17 protein-coding genes and 1 pseudogene are annotated in these 23,699 nt (G+C 40.9%); 13 read left to right on the forward strand and 5 right to left on the reverse strand.

What is annotated here, in order from left to right; translation table 11 throughout:
• Positions 1-556 precede the first annotated feature (556 nt).
• From LPH68_RS21775 to LPH68_RS21815, 9 genes are all read left to right on the forward strand, one after another.
• Positions 557-1,147 (forward strand): V-type ATP synthase subunit E family protein, encoded by a 591-nt coding sequence (locus tag LPH68_RS21775; protein ID WP_004316780.1) that lies wholly within the window; start codon positions 557-559, stop codon positions 1,145-1,147.
• 11 nt (positions 1,148-1,158) lie between these two features.
• Entirely contained in the window at positions 1,159-2,001 is an 843-nt protein-coding gene (locus tag LPH68_RS21780) for a DUF2764 domain-containing protein (RefSeq protein ID WP_004316779.1), read from the forward strand.
• A 17-nt stretch (positions 2,002-2,018) separates the two neighbouring features.
• Positions 2,019-3,779, forward strand: a complete 1,761-nt coding sequence (locus tag LPH68_RS21785) for a V-type ATP synthase subunit A (protein ID WP_004316778.1) — start codon at positions 2,019-2,021, stop codon at positions 3,777-3,779.
• Between the two features lie 31 nt (positions 3,780-3,810).
• Positions 3,811-5,139 carry a V-type ATP synthase subunit B gene (locus tag LPH68_RS21790; RefSeq protein ID WP_004297639.1) on the forward strand — a complete coding sequence of 443 codons (1,329 nt, stop codon included), beginning with the start codon at positions 3,811-3,813 and terminating at the stop codon, positions 5,137-5,139.
• 108 nt (positions 5,140-5,247) lie between these two features.
• The gene (locus LPH68_RS21795) at positions 5,248-5,853 is read left to right on the forward strand and encodes a V-type ATP synthase subunit D (RefSeq protein WP_004297640.1); all 606 of its coding nucleotides are present in this window, start codon (positions 5,248-5,250) and stop codon (positions 5,851-5,853) included.
• Positions 5,850-7,667: a V-type ATP synthase subunit I gene (locus LPH68_RS21800; RefSeq protein ID WP_004316777.1), complete on the forward strand. Its 1,818-nt coding sequence runs from the start codon at positions 5,850-5,852 to the stop codon at positions 7,665-7,667. The genes LPH68_RS21795 and LPH68_RS21800 overlap by 4 nt, the downstream gene beginning before the upstream one ends.
• A 75-nt stretch (positions 7,668-7,742) precedes the next feature.
• Positions 7,743-8,207, forward strand: a complete 465-nt coding sequence (locus tag LPH68_RS21805) for a V-type ATP synthase subunit K (RefSeq protein WP_004316776.1) — start codon at positions 7,743-7,745, stop codon at positions 8,205-8,207.
• A gap of 202 nt (positions 8,208-8,409) precedes the next feature.
• A complete protein-coding gene (locus tag LPH68_RS21810; RefSeq protein WP_008019765.1) occupies positions 8,410-10,071 on the forward strand; it encodes a glycogen/starch synthase in 1,662 nt (553 codons plus the stop codon).
• 36 nt (positions 10,072-10,107) lie between these two features.
• Positions 10,108-12,672: a glycosyltransferase family 1 protein gene (locus LPH68_RS21815; protein WP_004316772.1), complete on the forward strand. Its 2,565-nt coding sequence runs from the start codon at positions 10,108-10,110 to the stop codon at positions 12,670-12,672.
• A gap of 278 nt (positions 12,673-12,950) precedes the next feature.
• Here LPH68_RS21815 and LPH68_RS21820 read toward each other — a convergent pair whose 3' ends face one another.
• Positions 12,951-14,054 carry a TlpA disulfide reductase family protein gene (locus LPH68_RS21820; RefSeq protein ID WP_008022959.1) on the reverse strand — a complete coding sequence of 368 codons (1,104 nt, stop codon included), beginning with the start codon at positions 14,052-14,054 and terminating at the stop codon, positions 12,951-12,953.
• Between the two features lie 138 nt (positions 14,055-14,192).
• Here LPH68_RS21820 and potA point away from each other — a divergent pair, with 138 nt between their 5' ends.
• From potA to LPH68_RS21840, 4 genes are all read left to right on the forward strand, one after another.
• Positions 14,193-15,584: a polyamine ABC transporter ATP-binding protein gene (gene potA, locus LPH68_RS21825; protein ID WP_004316768.1), complete on the forward strand. Its 1,392-nt coding sequence runs from the start codon at positions 14,193-14,195 to the stop codon at positions 15,582-15,584.
• An 11-nt stretch (positions 15,585-15,595) separates the two neighbouring features.
• Entirely contained in the window at positions 15,596-16,396 is an 801-nt protein-coding gene (locus tag LPH68_RS21830) for an ABC transporter permease (RefSeq protein ID WP_004316765.1), read from the forward strand.
• Positions 16,390-17,181 carry an ABC transporter permease gene (locus LPH68_RS21835; RefSeq protein ID WP_004316764.1) on the forward strand — a complete coding sequence of 264 codons (792 nt, stop codon included), beginning with the start codon at positions 16,390-16,392 and terminating at the stop codon, positions 17,179-17,181. The genes LPH68_RS21830 and LPH68_RS21835 overlap by 7 nt, the downstream gene beginning before the upstream one ends.
• An 89-nt stretch (positions 17,182-17,270) precedes the next feature.
• Positions 17,271-18,602, forward strand: a complete 1,332-nt coding sequence (locus tag LPH68_RS21840; RefSeq protein WP_008019764.1) for an ABC transporter substrate-binding protein — start codon at positions 17,271-17,273, stop codon at positions 18,600-18,602.
• Positions 18,603-18,694: 92 nt separating this feature from the next.
• On the opposite strand, the gene LPH68_RS21845 is transcribed toward LPH68_RS21840, so the two are convergent.
• The 4 genes and pseudogenes from LPH68_RS21845 to LPH68_RS21860 form a co-directional block, all read right to left on the reverse strand.
• Positions 18,695-19,387: a DNA alkylation repair protein gene (locus tag LPH68_RS21845; protein ID WP_151923733.1), complete on the reverse strand. Its 693-nt coding sequence runs from the start codon at positions 19,385-19,387 to the stop codon at positions 18,695-18,697.
• A 93-nt stretch (positions 19,388-19,480) separates the two neighbouring features.
• Entirely contained in the window at positions 19,481-20,134 is a 654-nt protein-coding gene (locus LPH68_RS21850; RefSeq protein ID WP_151923732.1) for a DUF4840 domain-containing protein, read from the reverse strand.
• A gap of 175 nt (positions 20,135-20,309) precedes the next feature.
• Positions 20,310-22,001 (reverse strand): response regulator, encoded by a 1,692-nt coding sequence (locus tag LPH68_RS21855; RefSeq protein WP_151923731.1) that lies wholly within the window; start codon positions 21,999-22,001, stop codon positions 20,310-20,312.
• A gap of 553 nt (positions 22,002-22,554) precedes the next feature.
• Positions 22,555-23,133 (reverse strand): annotated as a pseudogene (locus LPH68_RS21860) (helix-turn-helix transcriptional regulator); the annotation flags it as partial.
• Positions 23,134-23,699: the final 566 nt, after the last annotated feature.

Here is a 23,699-nt window from a genome sequence, read left to right on the forward strand (position 1 = left end):
CATTCCGAACAGAGAAGTTAAGCCTCGTCACGCCGATGGTACTGCGTAACAGTGGGAGAGTAGGTAGCCGCCGTTTTTAGAGAAGCCCCTTGATTCAGCAACGAATCAAGGGGCTTTCTGTTTTTGGTACTTTGCAAAAAGATCCATCAATGAATCAAGAGGGGCTGTTTTTAAGGACGGATAAAAGATAACCTCTTCTCTTCTTCCGCAAATAGGATAGCAGTATTCACTAATGCCAAATGTGATACCAATAGCTTTTGTTATTTAATCTTGTATTAATATCCTGTTTGTCGCTTTCAATATATATTTGTTTTCAAATATCTTTTGGATTCCTTATATTTGTTTTCCGGTTTGAAAAATCCGGAAATGTGTCATTTAGTAATAGGAAAAGGGCAAAAGTGGAACAAAATAGGTGTAGGTCTGTGATTTTTTTGCAAACGAATCTTTTTTCTTTTCTTCTTTCTCTTTTTTATCAAATTGATTTTTGTAAATTTGGCGAGAATCTGAGAAAGGACACATAGTTAATATAGTAATAATACTAAATACTCCTGTTAATATGGAAAACAAAATTCAAGAGTTGACCGATAAGATTTATCGTGAAGGCGTGGAAAAAGGAAACGAGGAAGCGCAAAGACTTATCGCGAATGCTCAGGAAGAAGCTAAGAAAATCATTGAGGATGCCCGTAAAGAGGCGGAATCAATTGTAAACTCCTCTCGTAAATCTGCTGATGAGTTAGCAGAAAATACTAAATCAGAGTTAAAACTATTTGCCGGTCAGGCTGTGAATGCGCTCAAATCTGAAGTCGCTACAATGGTAACTGATAAGTTGATAACCGCTTCCGTGAAAGATTTCGCTCAGGATAAAGATTATCTGAACGCGTTTATCGTAGCATTGGCATCCAAATGGAGCATAGACGAACCTATCGTCATCTCAACAGCCGATGCGGAATCACTGAAAAAATATTTTGCAGCTCATGCAAAAGCTTTATTAGACAAGGGAGTGACTATCCAGCAAGTAAATGGTATCAAGACTCTGTTTACCGTTTCTCCGGCGGACGGTTCGTATAAGGTGAACTTCGGAGAAGAAGAATTCATGAATTACTTCAAAGCGTTCTTGCGTCCTCAATTAGTAGAAATGCTATTTTAAAAAAAGCGACTATGAGTAGTAAGTACTATTACTTGGTAGCAGGTTTGCCGGAACTTTCACTGGAAGACAGTAAGCTGAGCTATACAGTAGCCGATTTTAAAACTGAAATCTACAATGGATTGTCTGCTTCAGACCGGAAGTTGATCGACTTGTTTTATCTGAAGTTTGATAATGCAAATGTGCTGAAACTTCTCAAAGATAAAGAAGCGGAAATCGACAAACGGGGAAACTACTCTGCTGAAGAACTCACAGAATATATTTCTGTTCTGAGAGAAGGCGGAGAAATCAGTCCTAAAGAATTTCCGGTTTATCTCTCCACTTTTATAACTGATTATTTGAATACTCCGGCTGAAAGTACGACTTTGCACGAAGATCATCTGGCTGCTTTGTATTATGAGTATGCCATGAAGTGTGGAAATAAGTTTGTTTCTGCCTGGTTTGAATTCAATCTGAACATCAATAATATTCTTGTTGCATTTACCAGCCGTAAATTCAAGTGGGATATTGCTTCCAATGTTGTGGGAAATACGGAAGTATGCGAAGCATTGCGTACATCAAGTGCCCGCGATTTCGGACTGTCCGGTGAAGTGGATGTTTTTGAATCGTTAGTGAAAATCAGTGAGATTACAGAACTGGTGGAGCGTGAGAAGAAGTTGGATGCCCTGCGGTGGAACTGGATGGAGGATGCTATTTTCTTCGACTATTTCACTATTGAGCGTATTTTTGCTTTCCTGCTGAAGCTGGAAATGATTGAAAGGTGGATTTCACTGGATAAGGAAAGAGGTAATCAGTTGTTCAGAAGCATTATTGAGTCGCTGAAGAACGAAGTGCAGATTCCTGCAGAATTCAGATAATAAAATAAAAAAAATATATGGCAACAAAAGGAACTGTTAGTGGCGTTATTGCCAACATGGTGACCCTCGTCGTTGACGGACCGGTAGCTCAAAATGAGATTTGTTATATCTCGACCGGTGGCGATAAGTTGATGGCGGAGGTGATTAAGGTTGTAGGTTCACATGTATATGTCCAGGTGTTTGAAAGTACCCGTGGACTGAAAGTGGGCGCCGAAGCCGAATTTACAGGACACATGCTTGAGGTGACATTAGGTCCGGGTATGTTATCGAAAAACTATGATGGTCTGCAAAATGACCTCGACAAGATGGACGGAGTTTTCCTGAAGAGAGGACAATATACGTATCCGTTGGATAAAGAGCGTATATGGCATTTCGTACCATTGGTGAATGTAGGTGACAAAGTGCAGGCTTCTGCATGGTTGGGACAGGTGGATGAAAACTTTCAGCCGTTGAAAATAATGGCCCCGTTCACTATGAAGGGAACGGCTACCGTAAAAACAATCATGCCGGAAGGTGATTATAAGATAGAAGATACCATCGCAATTCTGACAGACGAAGAAGGTAATGATATTCCTGTAACTATGATTCAGAGATGGCCCGTAAAACGTGCGATGACGAATTATAAGGAAAAACCGCGTCCTTTCAAATTGTTGGAGACTGGTGTACGTGTGATTGATACGCTGAATCCGATTGTGGAAGGTGGTACGGGATTTATTCCCGGTCCGTTCGGTACAGGTAAAACGGTGCTTCAGCATGCTATTTCTAAGCAGGCGGAAGCGGATATCGTTATCATTGCAGCTTGCGGTGAACGTGCGAATGAGGTGGTGGAAATCTTTACCGAGTTCCCCGAACTGGTAGACCCGCACACAGGACGTAAGTTGATGGAGCGTACTATTATTATTGCCAATACTTCCAACATGCCGGTTGCTGCCCGTGAAGCATCTGTATATACAGCGATGACACTGGCGGAATATTACCGTTCAATGGGATTGAAAGTCTTGTTGATGGCCGACTCTACTTCCCGCTGGGCACAGGCTCTGCGTGAGATGTCCAACCGTATGGAAGAGTTGCCTGGACCAGATGCTTTCCCGATGGATATTTCGGCTATTATCTCTAACTTCTACGGTCGTGCGGGATATGTAAAACTGAGCAATGACGAAACGGGTTCTATTACATTTATCGGTACGGTATCTCCTGCCGGTGGTAACTTGAAGGAGCCGGTAACTGAAAATACGAAGAAGGTAGCCCGTTGTTTCTATGCATTGGAACAGGACCGTGCCGATAAAAAACGTTATCCGGCAGTGAATCCGATTGATTCTTATTCAAAATATATCGAATATCCGGAATTTGAAGAGTATATCAAAGGTCATATCAATGATGAATGGATCGGAAAGGTAAATGAACTTAAGACCCGTTTACAGCGTGGTAAGGAAATTGCCGAACAGATCAATATCCTCGGTGACGATGGTGTGCCGGTAGAATATCACGTGATCTTCTGGAAATCTGAATTGATTGACTTTGTAATCCTGCAACAGGATGCTTTTGACGAAATTGACGCGGTAACTCCGATGGAACGTCAGGAAGACATTCTGAATATGATAATCGACATCTGTCATACGGAATTTGAATTTGATAACTTCAACGAAGTAATGGACTACTTCAAGAAGATGATTAATATCTGTAAGCAGATGAACTATTCGAAGTTCAAATCAGAACAGTATGAAGGATTCCAGAAACAACTGAAGGAATTGATTGAAGAGAGGAAACTTCAATCGTAAATCGTAAATTGTTAAATCGTAAATAAGTAAGATGGCAACAAAAGCTTTTCAAAAGATATATACCAAGATTACTCAGATTACCAAGGCTACTTGTTCGTTGAAAGCGACAGGAGTAGGGTATGATGAGCTTGCCACCGTGGACGGTAAACTGGCACAGGTGGTAAAGATTGCCGGTGACGATGTCACTTTGCAGGTATTTGAAGGTACGGAAGGTATTCCGACCAATGCCGAAGTAGTATTTCTCGGTAAATCGCCTACATTGAAAGTGAGTGAGCAGCTGGCCGGACGTTTCTTCAATGCTTTCGGTGACCCGATTGATGGAGGTCCGGACATTGAAGGACAGGAAGTGGAAATTGGTGGTCCGTCTGTGAATCCGGTTCGGCGTAAACAACCGTCGGAACTGATTGCAACGGGTATTGCCGGTATCGACTTGAACAATACATTGGTATCCGGTCAGAAGATTCCGTTCTTTGCCGACCCGGACCAACCGTTCAACCAGGTAATGGCAAACGTGGCCTTACGTGCTGAAACGGATAAGATTATCCTCGGCGGTATGGGTATGACGAATGATGACTACCTGTATTTTAAGAATGTGTTCTCTAATGCCGGTGCGCTCGACCGTATCGTGAGTTTCATGAATACGACCGAAAACCCGCCGGTAGAACGTTTGCTGATTCCGGATATGGCATTAACTGCTGCTGAATATTTTGCAGTAAATAATAATGAGAAAGTGCTGGTACTGCTGACCGATATGACGAGCTACGCTGATGCGTTGGCAATCGTATCCAACCGTATGGACCAGATTCCGTCTAAAGATTCTATGCCGGGATCACTTTACTCGGACTTGGCAAAGATTTACGAAAAGGCGGTGCAGTTCCCTTCTGGCGGTTCAATCACCATTATTGCGGTGACTACTTTGTCCGGTGGAGATATTACTCACGCTGTGCCTGATAACACGGGTTACATCACAGAAGGTCAGTTGTTCCTGCGTCGTGATAGTGATATTGGTAAGGTTATTGTTGACCCGTTCCGTTCATTGTCTCGTTTGAAACAGCTGGTAACCGGTAAGAAGACGCGTAAAGACCATCCGCAGGTGATGAATGCTGCCGTACGTCTTTATGCCGATGCCGCTAACGCTAAGACGAAGATGGAAAACGGTTTCGACCTGACAAACTACGACGAACGTACGTTGGCTTTTGCGAAGGACTATTCCAATCAGTTATTGGCTATTGATGTTAACCTTGATACAACTGAAATGCTGGACGTTGCCTGGGGCTTGTTCGGTAAATACTTCCGTCCGGAAGAAGTGAATATCAAGAAAGACTTGGTGGATCAATACTGGCCAAAACAAAATAATTAGACGATTAGACGATTTACCATTTACGGTTGAAATTTGTGGATTATTTATGTTTATAAGAAGTAATTTCAATCGCCTGATTGTAAATCGTTAAATTAGTAAATCAACGAGATGGCTATAAAGTTTCAATATAACAAAACCTCTCTTCAGCAGCTCGAAAAGCAACTGAAAGTGCGGGTGCGTACGCTTCCTATCATTAAGAATAAGGAAAGCGCCCTCCGCATGGAAGTGAAACGCTGTAAAACGGAAGCTGCCGATCTGGAGGATAGGCTCGAACAACAAATTCAAGCCTATGAAGCCATGTTCGCCCTTTGGAATGAGTTTGACGCTTCATTAATAAAGGTGAATGATGTTCATCTTGGCGTGAAAAAGATTGCGGGTGTGCGCGTACCGTTGCTCGAGAATGTAGAATTCGAGATACGTCCGTACAGTATGTTTAATGCTCCCAAGTGGTATGCCGACGGTATCCACCTGTTGGAGGAGCTGGCTCATACGGCAATTGAACGTGAATTTATGCTCGCCAAGCTGAACTTGTTAGAACATGCAAGGAAAAAGACCACTCAAAAGGTGAACCTTTTTGAGAAGGTGCAGATACCGGGCTATCAGGATGCATTGCGAAAAATCAAGCGATTTATGGAAGATGAAGAAAACCTGTCGAAATCTTCGCAAAAGATCATGAAGTCCCATCAAGAAAAAAGGAAGGAGGTAGAGGCATGATTACAAAAATGAAGAAACTCACCTTTCTGGTGTATCACAAAGAATATGAAGAATTCCTGAACAGTCTGCGGGAGCTTGGTGTAGTCCACATTGTGGAGAAACAACAGGGGGCTGCCGATAACACGGAGTTGCAGGATAATATTCGTCTTTCCAACCGTTTGGCGGCTACCTTGAAGTTGCTTCAGAACCAGAAGCATGAAAAGAATGCCGTGATTGCTACGGAAGGAGGAACGGCTGCCCGTGGAATGCAAGTGCTGGACGAAGTGGATGCTTTACAGACAGAGCATGGAAAGTTGTCGCAGCAGTTGCAAAGCTATGCCAAAGAAAAAGAAGCTCTGGAAGCCTGGGGCAACTTTGAACCGGCAAATGTTCAGAAGCTGAAAGATGCCGGTTATGTAATCGGTTTCTATAGCTGTTCGGAAGGAAATTACAAAGAAGAGTGGGAAACGGAATACAATGCAATGATTGTGAACCGCATTTCTTCTAAAGTATTCTTCGTGACTGTAACGAAAGGCGGAGAGGAAGTGGACTTGGATGTAGAGCAGGCTAAATTACCTGCATACTCTTTGGTACATCTTGAAACGCTTTACAATACAACAGAACAGGCCGTTGAAGAGAATGAAAAAAGACTGGTTGCACTTTCCGAAACGGATATTCCTTCCTTGAAGGCTGCTCTGAAAGAGTTGCAAAGTCAGATTGAATTCTCTAAAGTTGTGTTAAGTTCCGAGCAGACTGCCGGTGACAAACTGATGTTGATTGAAGGATGGGCGCCTGCATTCAGTCAAGTGGAGATAGAGGCTTATCTGAATGACGCACATGTATATTATGAGATTACCGATCCGATGCCGGGCGATAATGTTCCTATTCGATTGAATAATAAGGGATTCTTTGCTTGGTTCGAACCGATCTGTAAGCTGTATATGCTTCCGAAGTATAATGAGTTGGACTTGACACCGTTCTTTGCCCCATTCTTTATGGTCTTTTTCGGACTTTGTCTGGGAGATTCCGGATATGGTTTGTTCCTGTTCCTGGGAGCTACGGCCTATCGGTTGATGGCGAAGAAAGTAACCCCGTCAATGAAGTCAATCATCTCATTGATACAGGTATTGGCGGTATCAACGTTCTTCTGCGGTTTGCTGACTGGTACGTTCTTCGGAGCGAACATCTACAATTTGGATTGGCCGATTGTGCAACGCTTGAAACATGCTGTCATGATGGATAATAATGATATGTTCCAATTATCGTTGATATTGGGAGCTATCCAGATTTTATTCGGTATGGTACTGAAAGCTGTGAATCAGACGATTCAGTTTGGTTTCAAATATGCAGTGGCAACTATCGGATGGATCATCCTGCTGGTTTCAATGGCAGTTTCAGCTTTGTTACCGGACGTAATGCCGATGGGAAGCACGGTGCACTTGATAATCCTGGGTGTTTCAGCTGCTATGATTTTCCTTTATAACAGTCCGGGAAAGAACATATTCCTGAATATCGGATTGGGATTGTGGGATTCATACAACATGGTTACTGGTTTGCTTGGAGATGTTTTGTCCTACGTTCGTCTGTTTGCTCTCGGACTTTCCGGAGGTATTCTGGCGGGAGTGTTCAACAGTCTGGCAGTAGGTATGAGTCCGGATAATGTAATAGCAGGCCCGATTGTAATGGTGCTGATTTTCGTGATCGGTCATGCAATCAATATTTTCATGAATGTGCTGGGTGCAATGGTTCACCCAATGCGTCTGACGTTCGTTGAGTTCTTCAAGAACTCCGGATATGAAGGAGGCGGTAAAGAGTACAAACCGTTCAGAAATTAAAAAAACTGAAGATTAAAAATTAGAAATAGAGAATTAATATTTTAAGAATTAAACAATAAAAAATAGAATAAGATTATGGAAATGAATTTGTTTATCGCCTACATTGGCATCGCGATTATGGTTGGTTTGTCGGGCATCGGTAGTGCTTACGGAGTAACTATTGCAGGTAATGCTGCCATCGGAGCATTGAAGAAGAATGATAGTGCATTCGGTAACTTCCTGGTATTGACAGCCCTTCCGGGTACACAGGGGCTTTATGGTTTTGCCGGTTATTTCATGTTTCAGACTATCTTCGGCATTTTGACTCCTGAAATTACAGCTATCCAGGCATCAGCAGTTCTTGGTGCAGGTATTGCTTTAGGATTGGTTGCCTTATTCTCCGCTATCCGTCAGGGACAAGTTTGTGCAAACGGTATTGCAGCTATCGGACAGGGACACAATGTATTTAGTAATACGTTGATTCTTGCCGTATTCCCCGAGCTTTATGCAATCGTTGCTTTGGCTGCAACCTTCTTGATCGGTAGTGCACTCGTTGCATAATTTTTAGCAAGAATATTTCCTATAAAGGAGTTTCAATCCCCTTGTACATGCAGCTTTGCATGTGCAAGGGGATATTCTTTTTTCATTATAGGGCAACGTTTCTTTCCTCTTCTTAACTCATATTTTTCGCATAAAGTATTATTTTTCAAAGAATAATGTGTACTTTTGCACTCGCATACTAAAAAGAGTTTTAATATATTATATGGTAAAAGATTTATTAACCCCCGATTATATCTTCGAGTCCAGCTGGGAAGTATGTAATAAAGTGGGAGGAATATACACCGTCTTGTCGACACGGGCAAATACATTGCAGGAAAAGTTCCGCGACAGAATTTTCTTCATAGGTCCTGATGTATGGCAAGGAAAAGAAAACCCTCTATTCATCGAGTCGGATAACCTATGTGCTGCCTGGAAAAAGCATGCACTTGAGAAAGACGAACTTTCTGTCCGTATAGGACGATGGAATATCCCCGGTGAACCCATAGTCATTCTTGTTGATTTCCAACCTTTTTTTGAAAAGAAAGACGATATATACACAGAAATGTGGAATCGTTATCAAGTAGATTCGTTGCACGCTTATGGCGATTACGACGAAGCTTCTATGTTTTCATACGCTGCGGGAAGAGTGGTGGAGAGTTTCTATCGCTACAACCTGACAGAAACGGATAAGGTGGTATATCAGGCGCATGAATGGATGACTGGAATGGGAGCACTTTATGTACAGGAAGCTGTGCCGGAGGTGGCTACTATTTTTACGACCCATGCTACTTCTATCGGTCGTTCTATTGCCGGTAATCATAAACCGTTGTACGACTATCTGTTTGCTTATAATGGCGACCAGATGGCGCAAGAACTGAACATGCAATCGAAACACTCGATTGAAAAACAGACTGCACATTACGTAGACTGTTTTACGACGGTGAGCGAAATAACCAATAATGAGTGTAAGGAATTACTGGATAAACCGGCAGATGTTGTTCTGATGAACGGTTTTGAAGATGATTTTGTACCGAAAGGAAGCACATTTACCGGAAAACGTAAACGTGCGCGTGCCTTGATGCTCAATGTAGCGAATAAATTATTGGGAACAAATCTGGGTGATGATACGTTAATTGTCGGAACCAGTGGACGATATGAGTTTAAGAATAAAGGTATTGATGTATTTTTGGAATCATTAAACCGCTTGAACAGGGATAAGAATTTGCATAAGAATGTATTGGCATTCATCAATGTACCCGGTTGGGTAGGAGACCCCCGTGAGGATTTGCAGGGACGTTTGAAGAGCAAGGAGAAGTTTGACACTCCGCTCGAAGTACCATTTATCACTCATTGGCTGCATAATATGACTCATGATCAGGTGTTGGATATGTTGAAATATCTGGGAATGGGCAATCGTCCGGAAGATAAGGTAAAAGTGATTTTTGTACCTTGTTATCTGAATGGTCGTGATGGCATCATGAATAAAGAATATTATGATATATTGCTGGGACAGGATTTGAGTGTCTATGCTTCTTATTACGAACCGTGGGGATATACTCCACTGGAAAGTGTAGCATTCCATGTACCGACAATCACTACTGATCTGGCAGGGTTCGGACTTTGGGTAAACAGCCTGAAGAACCAGCATGGCATTAATGATGGAGTAGAAGTGCTGCATCGTTCGGACTATAATTATTCGGAAGTAGCGGATGGTATTAAAGATACGATTACGTTATTTGCGGATAAGACGGAGAAAGAAGTGAAGGAAATCCGTAAGCGTGCTGCCGAAGTGGCAGAACAGGCTTTATGGAAGCACTTTATACAATATTACTATGAGGCTTATGACATTGCCTTGCGCAATGCTATGAAGCGTCAGTTGAGTTAAGAAAGAATTATTTATCAATAAGTAAACGTAAACATTATGAAAATCAAAGTTAGTAATGTGAATACTCCCAACTGGAAAGAGGTTACTGTAAAATCACGTATACCGGAAGAGTTGGAGAAGTTGTCTGAAATCGCACGCAACATTTGGTGGGCATGGAATTTTGAAGCGACTGAACTGTTTAGAGATCTAGATCCGGAACTTTGGAAAGAATGTGGACAGAATCCAGTACTGTTGTTGGAACGTATGAGCTATGAAAAGCTGGAAGCGCTGGCAAAAGACAAAGTGATTCTAAGAAGAATGAATGAAGTTTATACGAAATTCAGAGATTACATGGATGTGAAGCCGGATGAGCAACGCCCATCTATCGCTTATTTCAGTATGGAATATGGCTTGAGCAGCGTCCTGAAAATATATTCCGGTGGTCTGGGTGTATTGGCTGGTGACTATCTGAAAGAGGCTTCCGACAGCAATGTTGATTTGTGTGCGGTAGGTTTCTTGTATCGTTACGGCTACTTTACTCAAACGTTGTCTATGGATGGACAGCAGATTGCCAACTACGAAGCACAAAACTTCGGTCAACTTCCTATCGAACGTGTAATGGATGCCAATGGTCAGCCGTTGATAGTTGACGTTCCTTATCTTGATTATTTTGTTCATGCAAACGTATGGCGTGTAAACGTTGGACGTATTTCTTTGTATCTGCTTGATACGGATAATGAAATGAACAGTGAATTCGACCGTCCTATCACTCACCAGCTTTATGGTGGCGACTGGGAAAACCGTTTGAAACAAGAAATCTTGTTGGGTATCGGTGGTATCCTGACTTTGAAAGCACTGGGCATCAAGAAAGATGTTTATCACTGTAATGAAGGACATGCTGCATTAATCAATGTTCAGCGTATCTGCGACTATGTAGCTACAGGATTGACTTTCGATCAAGCTATCGAGTTGGTTCGTGCTTCTTCTCTTTACACTGTTCATACTCCGGTTCCTGCAGGTCACGACTATTTTGATGAAGGCCTGTTCGGCAAATATATGGGTGGTTATCCTTCCAGAATGGGTATCACTTGGGATGACTTGATGGATCTCGGACGTAACAATCCGGGTGACAAGGGCGAACGTTTCTGTATGTCTGTTTTTGCTTGTAACACTTCACAGGAAGTGAACGGTGTGAGCTGGCTGCACGGAAAGGTTTCTCAAGAAATGTTCTCTTCTATCTGGAAAGGTTATTTCCCGGAAGAAAGCCACGTAGGATACGTAACGAATGGAGTTCACTTCCCGACTTGGAGTGCAACTGAATGGAAAGAACTGTACTTTAAATATTTCAACGAAAATTTCTGGTTCGATCAATCTAATCCTAAGATTTGGGAAGCTATCTACAATGTGCCCGATGAAGAGATTTGGAAGACTCGTATGACTATGAAGAATAAGTTGGTTGACTATATCCGTAAGTCATTCCGCGATACATGGTTGAAGAACCAGGGAGACCCTTCCCGTATCGTTTCATTGATGGATAAGATCAATCCGAATGCATTACTGATTGGTTTCGGTCGTCGTTTTGCTACTTACAAACGTGCACACTTGTTGTTCACCGATTTGGATCGTCTTTCTAAGATTGTGAATAATCCTGATTACCCGGTACAATTCCTGTTTACAGGTAAAGCTCACCCGCACGATGGTGCAGGTCAGGGTTTGATTAAGCGTATTATCGAGATCTCTCGCCGTCCGGAATTCCTGGGTAAGATTATCTTCCTTGAAAATTATGATATGCAATTGGCTCGTCGTCTGGTTTCAGGCGTTGATATCTGGTTGAATACTCCGACTCGTCCGTTGGAAGCATCCGGTACATCGGGCGAAAAGGCTTTGATGAACGGTGTTGTTAACTTCTCTGTATTAGACGGATGGTGGCTGGAAGGTTACCGTGAAGGTGCAGGTTGGGCATTGACAGAAAAACGTACTTATCAGAACCAGGAACATCAGGATCAGTTGGATGCTGCTACTATTTACAGTATTCTTGAAACTGAAATCTTGCCGTTGTATTATGCACGTAATAAGAAAGGATATTCTGAAGGCTGGATCAAAGTGGTGAAGAATTCTATCGCACAGATCGCTCCTCATTATACAATGAAGCGTCAGTTGGATGATTACTATAGCAAATTCTATTGCAAACTGGCGAAACGCTTCCAGACTTTGGCTGCTAATGATAATGCAAAAGCAAAAGAAATCGCAGCTTGGAAAGAAGAAGTGGTTGCTAAATGGGATGCTATTGAAATCGTATCTTGCGACAAGGTAGAAGACCTGAAGAACGGTGACATCGAAAGCGGAAAAGAATATACTATTACTTACGTGATCGATGAAAAAGGCTTGAATGATGCAGTGGGACTTGAATTGGTTACTACTTACACAACTGCAGACGGCAAACAACATGTTTACTCTGTAGAACCGTTTAGTGTCATCAAGAAAGAAGGTAACTTGTATACATTCCAAGTTAAACACAGCTTGTCAAATGCAGGTAGCTTCAAGGTGTCTTACCGTATGTTCCCGAAGAATCCGGAGCTTCCACACCGTCAAGACTTCTGCTACGTACGTTGGTTTATCTAATTTGTTTGAAATAAAAGTAGGGGAGTCCTTCTCCCTTACTTTCATATATAGATTCAGCCCCTGTGTTCTTTCGAGAATTACAGGGGCTGAATTTTATCTGTTTGGTTGCTGACTTGTGAAGTTTTTAATAAGCAAGAAACCATCTGAAAAGTCTCTAAAAAGAAAAATCACGCTTACTGCAACATGTCGTAGTAAGCGTGATTTTATAGGATCAAGGCTTTTCGAACAGCCCCTTGTTTGAACTTTAAAGCCTTTGAAAAACCTTCTCTTTCGATCTGTTATTTTACAGCTTCTGCAATTTTAGCCTGAAGTTCTTCTCCATGCAAACCGCGAGCGATAATTTTACCACTGCCATCGATCAATACAGTGTGAGGAATACTGTTTACTGCATAAAGCTGTGCACCTTCACTTTGCCAGAATTTCAGGTCGGACATTTGTGGCCAAGTCATATTCATCTTCTTGATTGCTTCTTTCCATGCAGCTCCATCCTGGTCGAGAGATACGCCTACAATTTCGAAGTTCTTACCTTTATACTTAGCGTAAGTTTCTACCAGATTAGGCATTTCGCGACGGCAAGGACCGCACCAGCTAGCCCAGAAGTCAACCAATACCACTTTACCTTTACCAACGTAGTCAGACAACTTCACAGTCTTTCCTTCCGGAGTCTGCATTTCGAAATCAACAAATTGAGTACCTACGGCAGTCTTTTTCTGCTTGTCGGTCATCTCTTTGATTCTTACGATTGTTTCGTCATTCTGGAAATTCGCAGGAATTTGTTGCAACAAAGCTTCATTTTCGTCAGTAGAGTTATTGTAGAACGTTTGTTTAAACAAGAAAACTCCGACCGGATTGGCGATGTTCTTCTTAACACCTTCTTTGATTACTTTGTCATACTGTTCTTCCAGCTGGGCACCCTCTTTTTGTTTGGCTTCTTTCTGCTCATCACTTAAAGAAGTGTCGCCCATTGCTTCATAAATGGTATTCATTTTCTTGCTGATGTCATTGATTTGAGCTCTGATTTCCTGGTATGCATCATTGTTAGGAGTACCGGTCACAGCGTCGTTATCCTTGGTCAGGGCAACGTTGATTTTTCCGTTTTCGAGGAAGAAATCAATCATCAATGGCTCTCCGTTCACTTCGCAAGTGACATAGCGGCTAACCACAGAATCTTGTGTACCTTCAAAGGTAAAAGTACCTTTGGTGATAACGGCTGTATCTAGTTTGGTCAAATTTCTGCCAGTAGCTTCCTGAAGATAAACGGTGTCACCATCGCTTGCACCTTCTACCGTACCTGTGACAACGTATCCGGCTTTGTTTCCGCCCGTACAAGCTACCATGCCTAACGCTGCCGTTGCAATAACTAAATAAGTTAACTTTTTCATGCTTTTGTAAAATTAGTGAATAAATATTTATGCAAAGATAGATTTTTTTTCTGTCGGGCATCGAAAAACACTGTTATATTAGATTAACACCTAGGTGAAAACCGCAGAAATGTGTACCTTTGCAGCCCAAACTTTAGTATGAATATGCAAGAAGATAAATCCATCATTGAGGTGAGCCACGTATCGAAGTATTTTGGCGATAAAACAGCATTGGATGATGTGACTCTAAACGTGAAAAAGGGCGAGTTTGTCACTATACTTGGTCCTTCCGGTTGCGGTAAAACCACGTTGTTGCGTCTCATTGCCGGTTTTCAGACGGCTTCGGAAGGCGAGATCCGAATTTCGGGGATGGAAATAACACAAACTCCTCCCCACAAGCGTCCCGTGAATACGGTATTTCAGAAATATGCCTTATTCCCGCACTTGAATGTATATGATAACATTGCTTTCGGCCTGAAACTGAAAAAGACACCGAAACAAACCATTGAGAAGAAAGTGAAAGCTGCTTTAAAGATGGTAGGTATGACAGATTATGAATACCGCGATGTGGATTCTCTTTCCGGTGGTCAGCAACAACGTGTAGCCATTGCCCGTGCCATTGTGAATGAGCCGGAAGTGTTGCTATTGGATGAGCCGCTGGCAGCGCTCGACCTGAAAATGCGTAAGGATATGCAAATGGAGCTCAAAGAAATGCATAAATCTTTGGGTATAACGTTTGTTTACGTCACTCACGATCAGGAAGAGGCATTGACGTTGAGTGATACGATTGTTGTGATGAGTGAAGGAAAGATTCAGCAGATCGGTACACCGATTGATATTTATAATGAACCCATCAACGCTTTTGTTGCCGACTTTATCGGAGAAAGCAATATCCTCAATGGTACCATGATTCATGATAAGCTGGTACGCTTCTGCGGCACGGAGTTTGAATGTGTGGATGAAGGATTTGGTGAAAATGTTCCGGTAGACGTAGTCATCCGTCCGGAAGATCTTTATATTTTCCCCGTTTCGGATATGGCGCAGTTGGTAGGCGTGGTAGAGACTTCTATTTTCAAAGGTGTGCATTATGAAATGACGGTGATGTGCGGCGGATATGAATTCCTGGTGCAGGATTACCATCATTTTGAAGTAGGAGCGGAAGTCGGACTGCTGGTGAAGCCGTTTGATATTCACATCATGAAGAAAGAGCGTATCTGCAATACGTTTGAAGGAAAATTGCTGGATGCCACTCATGTGGAATTCCTGGGCTGTAACTTTGAATGTACTCCGGTGGAAGATATAGCTGCCGATACGAATGTCAAAGTGGAGGTAGACTTTGAAAAAGTGATTCTTCAGGATAATGAAGAAGACGGAACGCTCACAGGTGAGGTGAAATTCATCCTTTACAAGGGCGACCATTATCATCTGACCGTATTGTCAGACTGGGACGAGAATGTATTTGTAGATACGAACGATGTATGGGACGACGGAGACCGTGTAGGTATTACCATCCCTCCAGATGCCATTCGTATAATTAAAATAACCGATTAACAGGAAAGGAAGTGAATAAGAAGTTTATAGTCTTTTTGTCATCACGTAAGAGTTGGACTCTCCCTTACATTATTTTTTCGGCGATCTTTGTGATTATACCGCTGTTTTTAATTGTCGTATATGCCTTTACCGATGATAGCGGTCATTTGACACTCGCCAATTTTCAGAAGTTCTTCGAACATCCCGAAGCAATCAATACCTTTGTATATTCTATCGGTATTGCTATCATTACCACCCTTGTTTGTATTTTACTTGGTTATCCTGCAGCATGGATATTGAGTAACAGTAAGCTGAACCGTTCCAAGACGATGGTCGTACTGTTTATCCTGCCGATGTGGGTAAATATTCTTGTGCGTACCCTTGCTACGGTTGCCTTGTTCGACTTTTTTAGTGTACCGTTGGGCGAGGGAGCATTGATATTCGGTATGGTATACAACTTTATCCCCTTTATGATTTATCCTATTTACAACACGTTGCAGAAGATGGATCATAGTTATATTGAAGCTGCACAAGATTTGGGAGCCAATCCGCTGCAAGTCTTTCTGAAAGCAGTCCTTCCGCTTTCTATGCCGGGTGTGATGAGTGGAATTATGATGGTGTTCATGCCGACTATATCGACATTTGCCATTGCCGAGTTGCTGACGATGAATAACATCAAACTCTTTGGTACAACGATTCAGGAAAATATCAATAACAGCATGTGGAACTATGGAGCGGCACTTTCGCTTATTATGTTGCTGCTGATTGCTGCAACTTCTTTGTTTAGCACAGACGATAAGGACAATTCGAACGAAGGAGGCGGGCTATGGTAAAGAAAATATTTGCGCAGGCTTACTTGTGGATATTGCTGTTGCTGCTTTATTCTCCTATCGTGATTATCGTCATCTATTCTTTTACCGAAGCGAAAGTGCTGGGCAACTGGACTGGTTTCTCCACAAAACTTTATACTTCGCTTTTCACTACAGGCACGCATCATTCTTTGATGAATGCATTGATTAACACGATTACTATTGCTCTGCTGGCTGCAGCGGCATCTACCTTGCTGGGTAGTGTGGCTGCTATCGGCATCTTTAATCTGAAATCCCGTTCGCGTAAAGCGATTAGTTTTGTGAATAGTATTCCTATTCTGAACGGAGATATCATCACGGGTATTTCGCTTTTCCTTTTGTTTGTTTCTTTAGGAATCACACAAGGATACACAACCGTAGTGCTTGCTCATATTACTTTTTGTACGCCATACGTTGTTTTGAGCGTTCTGCCTCGTTTGAAGCAGATGAACCCGAATATTTATGAGGCCGCTCTTGACTTGGGAGCGACTCCTATGCAGGCTTTGTGGAAAGTCATTGTTCCGGAGATTCGTCCGGGAATGATTAGTGGTTTTATGCTTGCATTGACCCTATCCATTGATGATTTTGCCGTAACTGTCTTTACCATCGGTAATCAAGGTCTGGAGACGCTCTCTACTTATATTTATGCTGATGCCCGCAAAGGAGGGCTGACCCCTGAACTTCGTCCGCTTTCCGCTATTATTTTTGTTGTGGTGTTGGCGTTGCTTATTGTGATCAATCACCGGGCAGGGAAAGCGAAGAAGAAATAATTATTCAATATGCCAATACACTGATATGCTGATTGCATGGCGGCACGTTTTCTGTATTGGTATATTTGTACATTGTAAAATTATTAATTATGAAAAGAATAATTCCTGCTATCCTGTTGTTGCTGAGTTTGACGGGATGTTATAATTCCGGCGAGCCTCGCGAACGGGTTCTTAAAATCTATAACTGGGCGGATTATATCGGGGATGGTGTGCTCGAGGATTTTCAAGCATATTATAAAGAACAGACAGGCGAAAATATCCGCATCGTTTATCAGACATTCGACATTAACGAGATAATGTTGACCAAGATAGAGAAGGGACATGAGGATTTCGACGTGGTCTGCCCTTCGGAATACATTATTGAGCGTATGTTGAAGAAGCGCCTGCTTCTGCCTATTGATACTAATTTTGCCCATTCTCCCAACTATATGAAAAATGTGGCTCCGTTCATACGGGAGCAGATTAATAAATTGAGCCAGCCGGGTGAAGAAGCCAGCCGTTATGCGGTATGCTATATGTGGGGAACTGCGGGACTTCTTTATAACCGGGCTTATGTTCCTGATTCGGTCGCTGCATCCTGGGATTGTCTTTGGAATAAGAAGTATGCCGGCAAAATCCTTATGAAGGATAGTTACCGCGACGCTTACGGTACGGCTATCATTTATGCGCACGCCAAGGAACTGGAAGCGGGGAGTGTGACAGTGGAAGAACTGATGAACGACTATTCTCCACAGGCTATGGAGCTTGCGGAAAAATATCTGAAAGCCCTGAAACCGAATATAGCAGGCTGGGAAGCCGATTTCGGCAAGGAGATGATGACGAAGAACAAGGCCTGGCTGAATATGACGTGGAGTGGTGACGCAATATGGGCGATTGAAGAAGCCGATGCAGTAGGTGTGGACTTGGATTATGAAGTTCCGAAGGAAGGAAGTAATATATGGTATGACGGTTGGGTGATTCCGAAATATGCAAGGAATCCGGAAGCAGCCAGCTATTTTATCAATTTCATGTGTCGTCCGGACATTGCTCTGAGAAATATGGATTTCTGCGGATATGTAAGTTCGATTGCTACTCCGGAGATTCTGGAAGAGAAGATAGACACGACACTTACCTATTTTTCCGATTTAAGTTATTTCTTCGGACCGGGTGCTGATAGCATACAGATTGACAAGATACAATATCCCGACCGCAAAGTAGTGGAACGATGCGCTATGATTCGTGACTTCGGCGATAAGACAAAAGAAGTTCTTGATATCTGGTCGCGTATTAAGGGGGATAATTTAGGAGTGGGTATCACTATTCTTATCTTTGTCGTCGTTGCTTTGATGAGCGGCTGGATGATATATAAAAGATGGCAACGTTACAGCCGCCGGAAACAACAAAGGCGCAGAAGCAGAAGAAAAAAGGTAAAGAGGAATTAATTCATTTGCTATATCATAAATCATTTGATACATCATAAAAAATAAAGCCCGGTAAGCAGAACAGTTACCGAGCTTTATTTTTTATGGTGTTATTACCTCCGTTTCATACCGCGAAGTATATCTTTAGTTTCCTTGTCTACACGGAGAGATTCGATAGTTTTCTGCAATGATTTATTATAAGTCCAGTTATCCAGCTTGCTCTGTTTAAGGTACTCCATTGTCTTTTCGGGGAATTTGATGAAACAGATGGATATCATCCAGGCCATAGCCATACGTGCATAATAAGCATCGTGGCTGAAAGTGTCTGCGTATGCCAGTAATGCGTCGATATGTTCTTCGTCTACATAATGGAAAAGCATCACAATCCCGAAGCGGATTTCGAACTCTTGGGGAGATATGAGGTAAGGCTGGATAAACTGCCATACAGTTTCTTTTCCTTTCTTCACGGCAGTCTTCAGTTCGCCGCAAAAGATATCACATACAGCCCAGTTGTCGATACGTGGAACGAACATGCTTATGTGTTTCATTCGTTCGTCCAGTTCCATTTTAGCTAATCCGATAACCATTCCCTGAAGCATTGTCTCTTCATAAAACTTAGTATCGGTTGCTTCCACAAACATACGCCAGTTATCTCTCTTTGCGATTTCTTTAGCCAATATTCGTAGTTGCGGAATACGTACACCAAGAATATTCCCGATTCCGGGAACCAGGGCAGAATGAAATTCCTGATACTTGGAATCTACCAAATCCTGCAATTCTTTTCGAATGTTTTCTGTTGTAGTCATTTTGTATAGTTGGTTCTTCACAAAGGTATAAAAAAAGAGCATGTCTTGCGCGCAGGCATGCTCCATTTTCTTTTTTTTAGCGAAAGGTTTGTATTACTTCTTGACCATGCTGAAAGTGAATGTTGTAACGGGGAAATTGGGGAAATTTACATCTCCGACTTTTACTCCAGTTGCTTTGATAACGAATGCCAGTTTTTTGCCGTCATAAGCATAAACGCCATTCTTTTTAGCTTCAATAGTTACTGTTATAAGATTTTCAGCCGGTTCTTGTCCTTCTTCTTGTACTTGAATCGGTTCGGTGTATTTAATTTCCAGTGGTTCAGGTTTTAGTTGAAGTAAGATGTTAGATTTACCTTCATCAAAGGTCGGTGTATAAGGAATGTTGTAGTTAATATCACCCAAATTTTCGATGATAGCTCCTGCATTTTCTTCACCGACGATGCTTTTAATCAGGTCGTCAACCGGAAGTTTCTTAATCATAATCTGATTGTCTTTTACTTCGGCAGTAACTTCGGCTCCTGCCGGTTCTTCTCCCTCTTCTGCATTTGCCTGGGGACTGACGGGGGTGGATTCCGTCAGCATTGTGCCGGAATAATTGCCATCAACATCTTTAAGGGAATATACGGGAATGTCCGAATCGTCGTCACTGCTACATGCAGTAAAAGAAGTGACCATGCTCAGTGTCATTGCCAATAAGACAAAGCGATTAAAACAACAAACTTTTTTCATTTTAGTTAAAGTTTTCATACTGTTTAAATAATTAGATTATTAATTTCAAAATTAAGGTGTACGTACATAGTGTAAATGCTACGATTAATACAATACTGCATGAAGAAGTAAAAAAAGAAAGGCTTCTTTATGCAAGTGTTATAGTGAAGATCCCTGTTGGTGGGATCTTCGGATATATAGCTTCGTATTTGTTTTATTGTTTTTTCATGATAGACTCGCTTGGCGTTATTCCAAAATACTCTTTGTATTTATGACGGAAGTTTTTGAGGCTCTTCAATCCGATCATTTCGGGAAGAACATTGACGGAGTATTTCCCGCTTTCCAATAGCTCACGTGCTTTTTCCATACGAATCCGGTAAATCAAGTACTTGGGCGCTTCTCCTGTCAGTGCTTTCCATTTCGTAAAGAAAGCGGTTCTACTCATATATAGTTCTGAGGCGATTTCATCTATTGTCAGATTTTCCTTATCTATATTTTTTAGAATAAACTCCTTTACCTGATTGATAAGGCCGTAATTTTCCTCATCTGAAATTTTGTCTTCCTCAACTTCCAGAAACTTCTTTCCAAATATTCTTTCTAAGAATGATTTTCTGAGGAAACGGTTGTTTCTGATAAGGACATTCATTTCTGTTTTTAAATCTTCGACGTGAAAAGGTATATATAAGAATATGTCAGCCAGGGAGCTTTCCCTTTTGCTGCGTTGTCCTGTATCTATATGTGAGCCATAGAGGATAATAGGGATAACGGATGTTTCTCCTGATGTTTTTAGTTTCGATGATAGTTCATTGCCGTACATTCCATGGAGCATAATGTCGCAAATCACTAAATCCGGATATTCCTCTTTTATACATTCTAAAGCGTCCAAACCATTCTCGAAACTTTTTACGATAAAATCCTTTGATAAACGTTCTTCCAGGTACAACCTGAATTCTTTATTGCTGTCAGCGAGGACGACCAACGGTTTAGTGGAATTTCTCTTTTGTGAATCCTTGCCGAATAAAGTATCTGTTCTTTCTTCTGCCGGATTTGACTCGATTTGTATGGCGGTATGTTGGTGAACATTTTCCGGCGAATCTTTTGAAGGGAATTTTAGAGCAATAGTGTGGCTGGAATGGTTAATCAGAATCTTTCCATTGCACATCTTTATCAACCTTTTGCAGAATATATTTTTTGCAAAATTGTATTCGAGTTCTTCTTTTCGTTTGAATAGTTGCCAATTTTTACATTTATAACATTGAAGTATTTTCTTATTTTCGAAATCAGTTATTTTTATTTGCCAGTATTCAGGATTAGAGGTGATTAGCAGGGTAATAGTTTTTTTTTGTTCGGTATGGTCTATGGCATATTTTATAAATTTGTCGATCACCGGAGATATTTTGCTTTGGTCGAACCAGACGCTGGCATAATTAAAGTCTGTTTTAATGTTCAGCCCTACCAAATTGTTGGCAGCATGTGTTTTTAAAGAAGTAATTCTGTTTTTGATAAATGCTCCCAGTTCATATTCCGAGGAATTCAGCTTTTCAGTGTTTGCAAACAATTGCTTTAAATCAATCAATCTGGTTAAATGTATGTTGAGGCAATCTATGTTTTGGATAGCTAGTGATAGCTCTTTTCTGATATTTTCGGGGGAAACGTCATTATATGCTATTTTCAATGGAGTATGAACTAATGTAAGCGGAGCACGAATGCTCTCGAAAGAGTCTATAAAATATTGACTCCCTTCTTTTAGAAGATTTCTTTCTTTCTGTATCGTAATGATATGTGTTATAATCCAATAAATAGAAATACCTCCTGCTAGGAGTATTGAGGTAAAGTTTAATTGATAAAGAATGAGTATTGCTATGGCACTGTAAACGAGGGGTGACGTTTGTAATAAGTATTTCATATTATATTTTTTAGTGACGTCACTCAGATGAAATAGACCCATTTCTTTCATTTCAGAAAAAAGAGGAAATTCACTATCCTAATATTTAACATCATTTTTTTTGGGGGGGAAGAAACGGTGAATATCCTCTAAGTAACAATAATTAATTAGTTTTATTGGTTGAATATTATTTTGTCTCCTGTAGATGTGTAGGGGAGCGTATTGTATATTGGGTATTATTGAGGAATGTCTCATTTAATACCATTCTGTATTTCCTCATAATATATAAACTGGAAAGATAATGGAGGTTAGGTTTTTTTATAAGAAGGAATGATTGGTATATTTCTACGAAGTAAAAATAATGATAAGTTTTAATAAGTAGATACTGTTGTCAGTTTTGAATGTTGGGATGTTTCTATTTGGTATTAATGATGCGATGAATGGTATGATTGAGTTGTGATTTGTTGGCAATTATGTTTTGCTCGTCGGTATACTTGCAAAAGAGATATACCATTTTTCCATTAAATACATCTCTTTTTTATTAAGACAATAGTAATATTGAATTTTCCCGCTTTTAAATATTTCTTAATGTTTCACTTGGCGCTATGCCGAAGTGTTTCTTGTATTTATTGCGGAAGTTCTTTACATCTTTTAGTCCGACCATTTCAGGTATCTCCTGTATGCGATATTTTCCGCTTTCCAATAGTTCGCGTGCTTTTTCCATACGAATCCTGGTCATGAATTCTATGGGAGCTTCCCCTGTCAGGAATTTCCATTTAATGAAAAACTTAGTCCGGCTCATGCCCGTTTCACTGGCAATATGGCTTATCTTTAGTGATTCGTTATCCAAGTTGTCCAATATGAATTTCTTTACCTTGTTGATGAGTTGGTAGTTATCCTCTTCCGGCATTTCTTCGATATCTGTTTCCAGAAACTTTTCTCCGAATATTTTCTGTAAGAATGACTTTCTAAGAAAGCGGTAGTTTTTGATAAGAACAGATATCTCGATTTTTAAGTTTTCGATATTGAATGGCATATACAAGAATGTATCGGCTAAAGAAGCATTTCTTTTATAGTCTTGGTTCATATCAATAGGAGAGCCATATAGGATAATCGGGATAATAGAAGTGTCACAGGAGGTTTTTAATCTTGATTAATGTTTTAAATTTTATGATAAGGAAGGCTTTCCCTCCAAGTAACGATGATTAATTTGATTTATTCTTTTTGTTTTCAGGCATGATGAATCAGTCTAATATGTGAATATTTGAAGAGGGGGCGGTCTGGGTTTAAATAGAGTGCTATCGGAACATATCTCAATAGCTGTTTGCTTGTGTTTTATCATATACAAATAATCAACTAATATAAATGTCTTTCCTTCTTATGGATAGGAAATTGTATTTATGAAGTAAAGGTACTAAAAAGTAATAATAAATCAATTGATTTATTTGTGTAAATGTTAGGCTTACTGCTAATATACATGTTTTCTATGACTAATCACAAATAAAAGTTGTATAAAATATTTTATTGTTATATATTCTGCTGTATATGGGTGCTGATGATTTAGAGTGTGTGATTTGTGGATGAATTCTAATTGTTAAAATGGAGTGTGAAATATTGGTAATATATTGATGGTATCTTTTTTCTTTGGTAGTTACTTCCAGTCTGTTACTATTGGCTCTGTCTCTTATACACATCTCCGAGCCCACGAGACCATGGCTA

The organism is Bacteroides sp. 1_1_30 (genome assembly GCF_020982715.1).
Classification (GTDB): domain Bacteria; phylum Bacteroidota; class Bacteroidia; order Bacteroidales; family Bacteroidaceae; genus Bacteroides; species Bacteroides xylanisolvens.

Bases quoted from the DNA above. Each gene is read 5' to 3' on its own strand.
- LPH68_RS21850 (WP_151923732.1), bottom strand. From the start codon at position 20,134: ATGAAAACTTTAACTAAAATGAAAAAAGTTTGTTGTTTTAATCGCTTT.
- LPH68_RS21780 (WP_004316779.1), top strand. From the start codon at position 1,159: ATGAGTAGTAAGTACTATTACTTGGTAGCAGGTTTGCCGGAACTTTCA.
- LPH68_RS21840 (WP_008019764.1), top strand. From the start codon at position 17,271: ATGAAAAGAATAATTCCTGCTATCCTGTTGTTGCTGAGTTTGACGGGA.
- LPH68_RS21795 (WP_004297640.1), top strand. From the start codon at position 5,248: ATGGCTATAAAGTTTCAATATAACAAAACCTCTCTTCAGCAGCTCGAA.
- LPH68_RS21805 (WP_004316776.1), top strand. From the start codon at position 7,743: ATGGAAATGAATTTGTTTATCGCCTACATTGGCATCGCGATTATGGTT.
- LPH68_RS21790 (WP_004297639.1), top strand. From the start codon at position 3,811: ATGGCAACAAAAGCTTTTCAAAAGATATATACCAAGATTACTCAGATT.
- LPH68_RS21855 (WP_151923731.1), bottom strand. From the start codon at position 22,001: ATGAAATACTTATTACAAACGTCACCCCTCGTTTACAGTGCCATAGCA.
- LPH68_RS21800 (WP_004316777.1), top strand. From the start codon at position 5,850: ATGATTACAAAAATGAAGAAACTCACCTTTCTGGTGTATCACAAAGAA.
- LPH68_RS21775 (WP_004316780.1), top strand. From the start codon at position 557: ATGGAAAACAAAATTCAAGAGTTGACCGATAAGATTTATCGTGAAGGC.
- LPH68_RS21785 (WP_004316778.1), top strand. From the start codon at position 2,019: ATGGCAACAAAAGGAACTGTTAGTGGCGTTATTGCCAACATGGTGACC.
- LPH68_RS21835 (WP_004316764.1), top strand. From the start codon at position 16,390: ATGGTAAAGAAAATATTTGCGCAGGCTTACTTGTGGATATTGCTGTTG.
- LPH68_RS21810 (WP_008019765.1), top strand. From the start codon at position 8,410: ATGGTAAAAGATTTATTAACCCCCGATTATATCTTCGAGTCCAGCTGG.
- LPH68_RS21845 (WP_151923733.1), bottom strand. From the start codon at position 19,387: ATGACTACAACAGAAAACATTCGAAAAGAATTGCAGGATTTGGTAGAT.
- potA (WP_004316768.1), top strand. From the start codon at position 14,193: ATGAATATGCAAGAAGATAAATCCATCATTGAGGTGAGCCACGTATCG.
- LPH68_RS21820 (WP_008022959.1), bottom strand. From the start codon at position 14,054: ATGAAAAAGTTAACTTATTTAGTTATTGCAACGGCAGCGTTAGGCATG.
- LPH68_RS21815 (WP_004316772.1), top strand. From the start codon at position 10,108: ATGAAAATCAAAGTTAGTAATGTGAATACTCCCAACTGGAAAGAGGTT.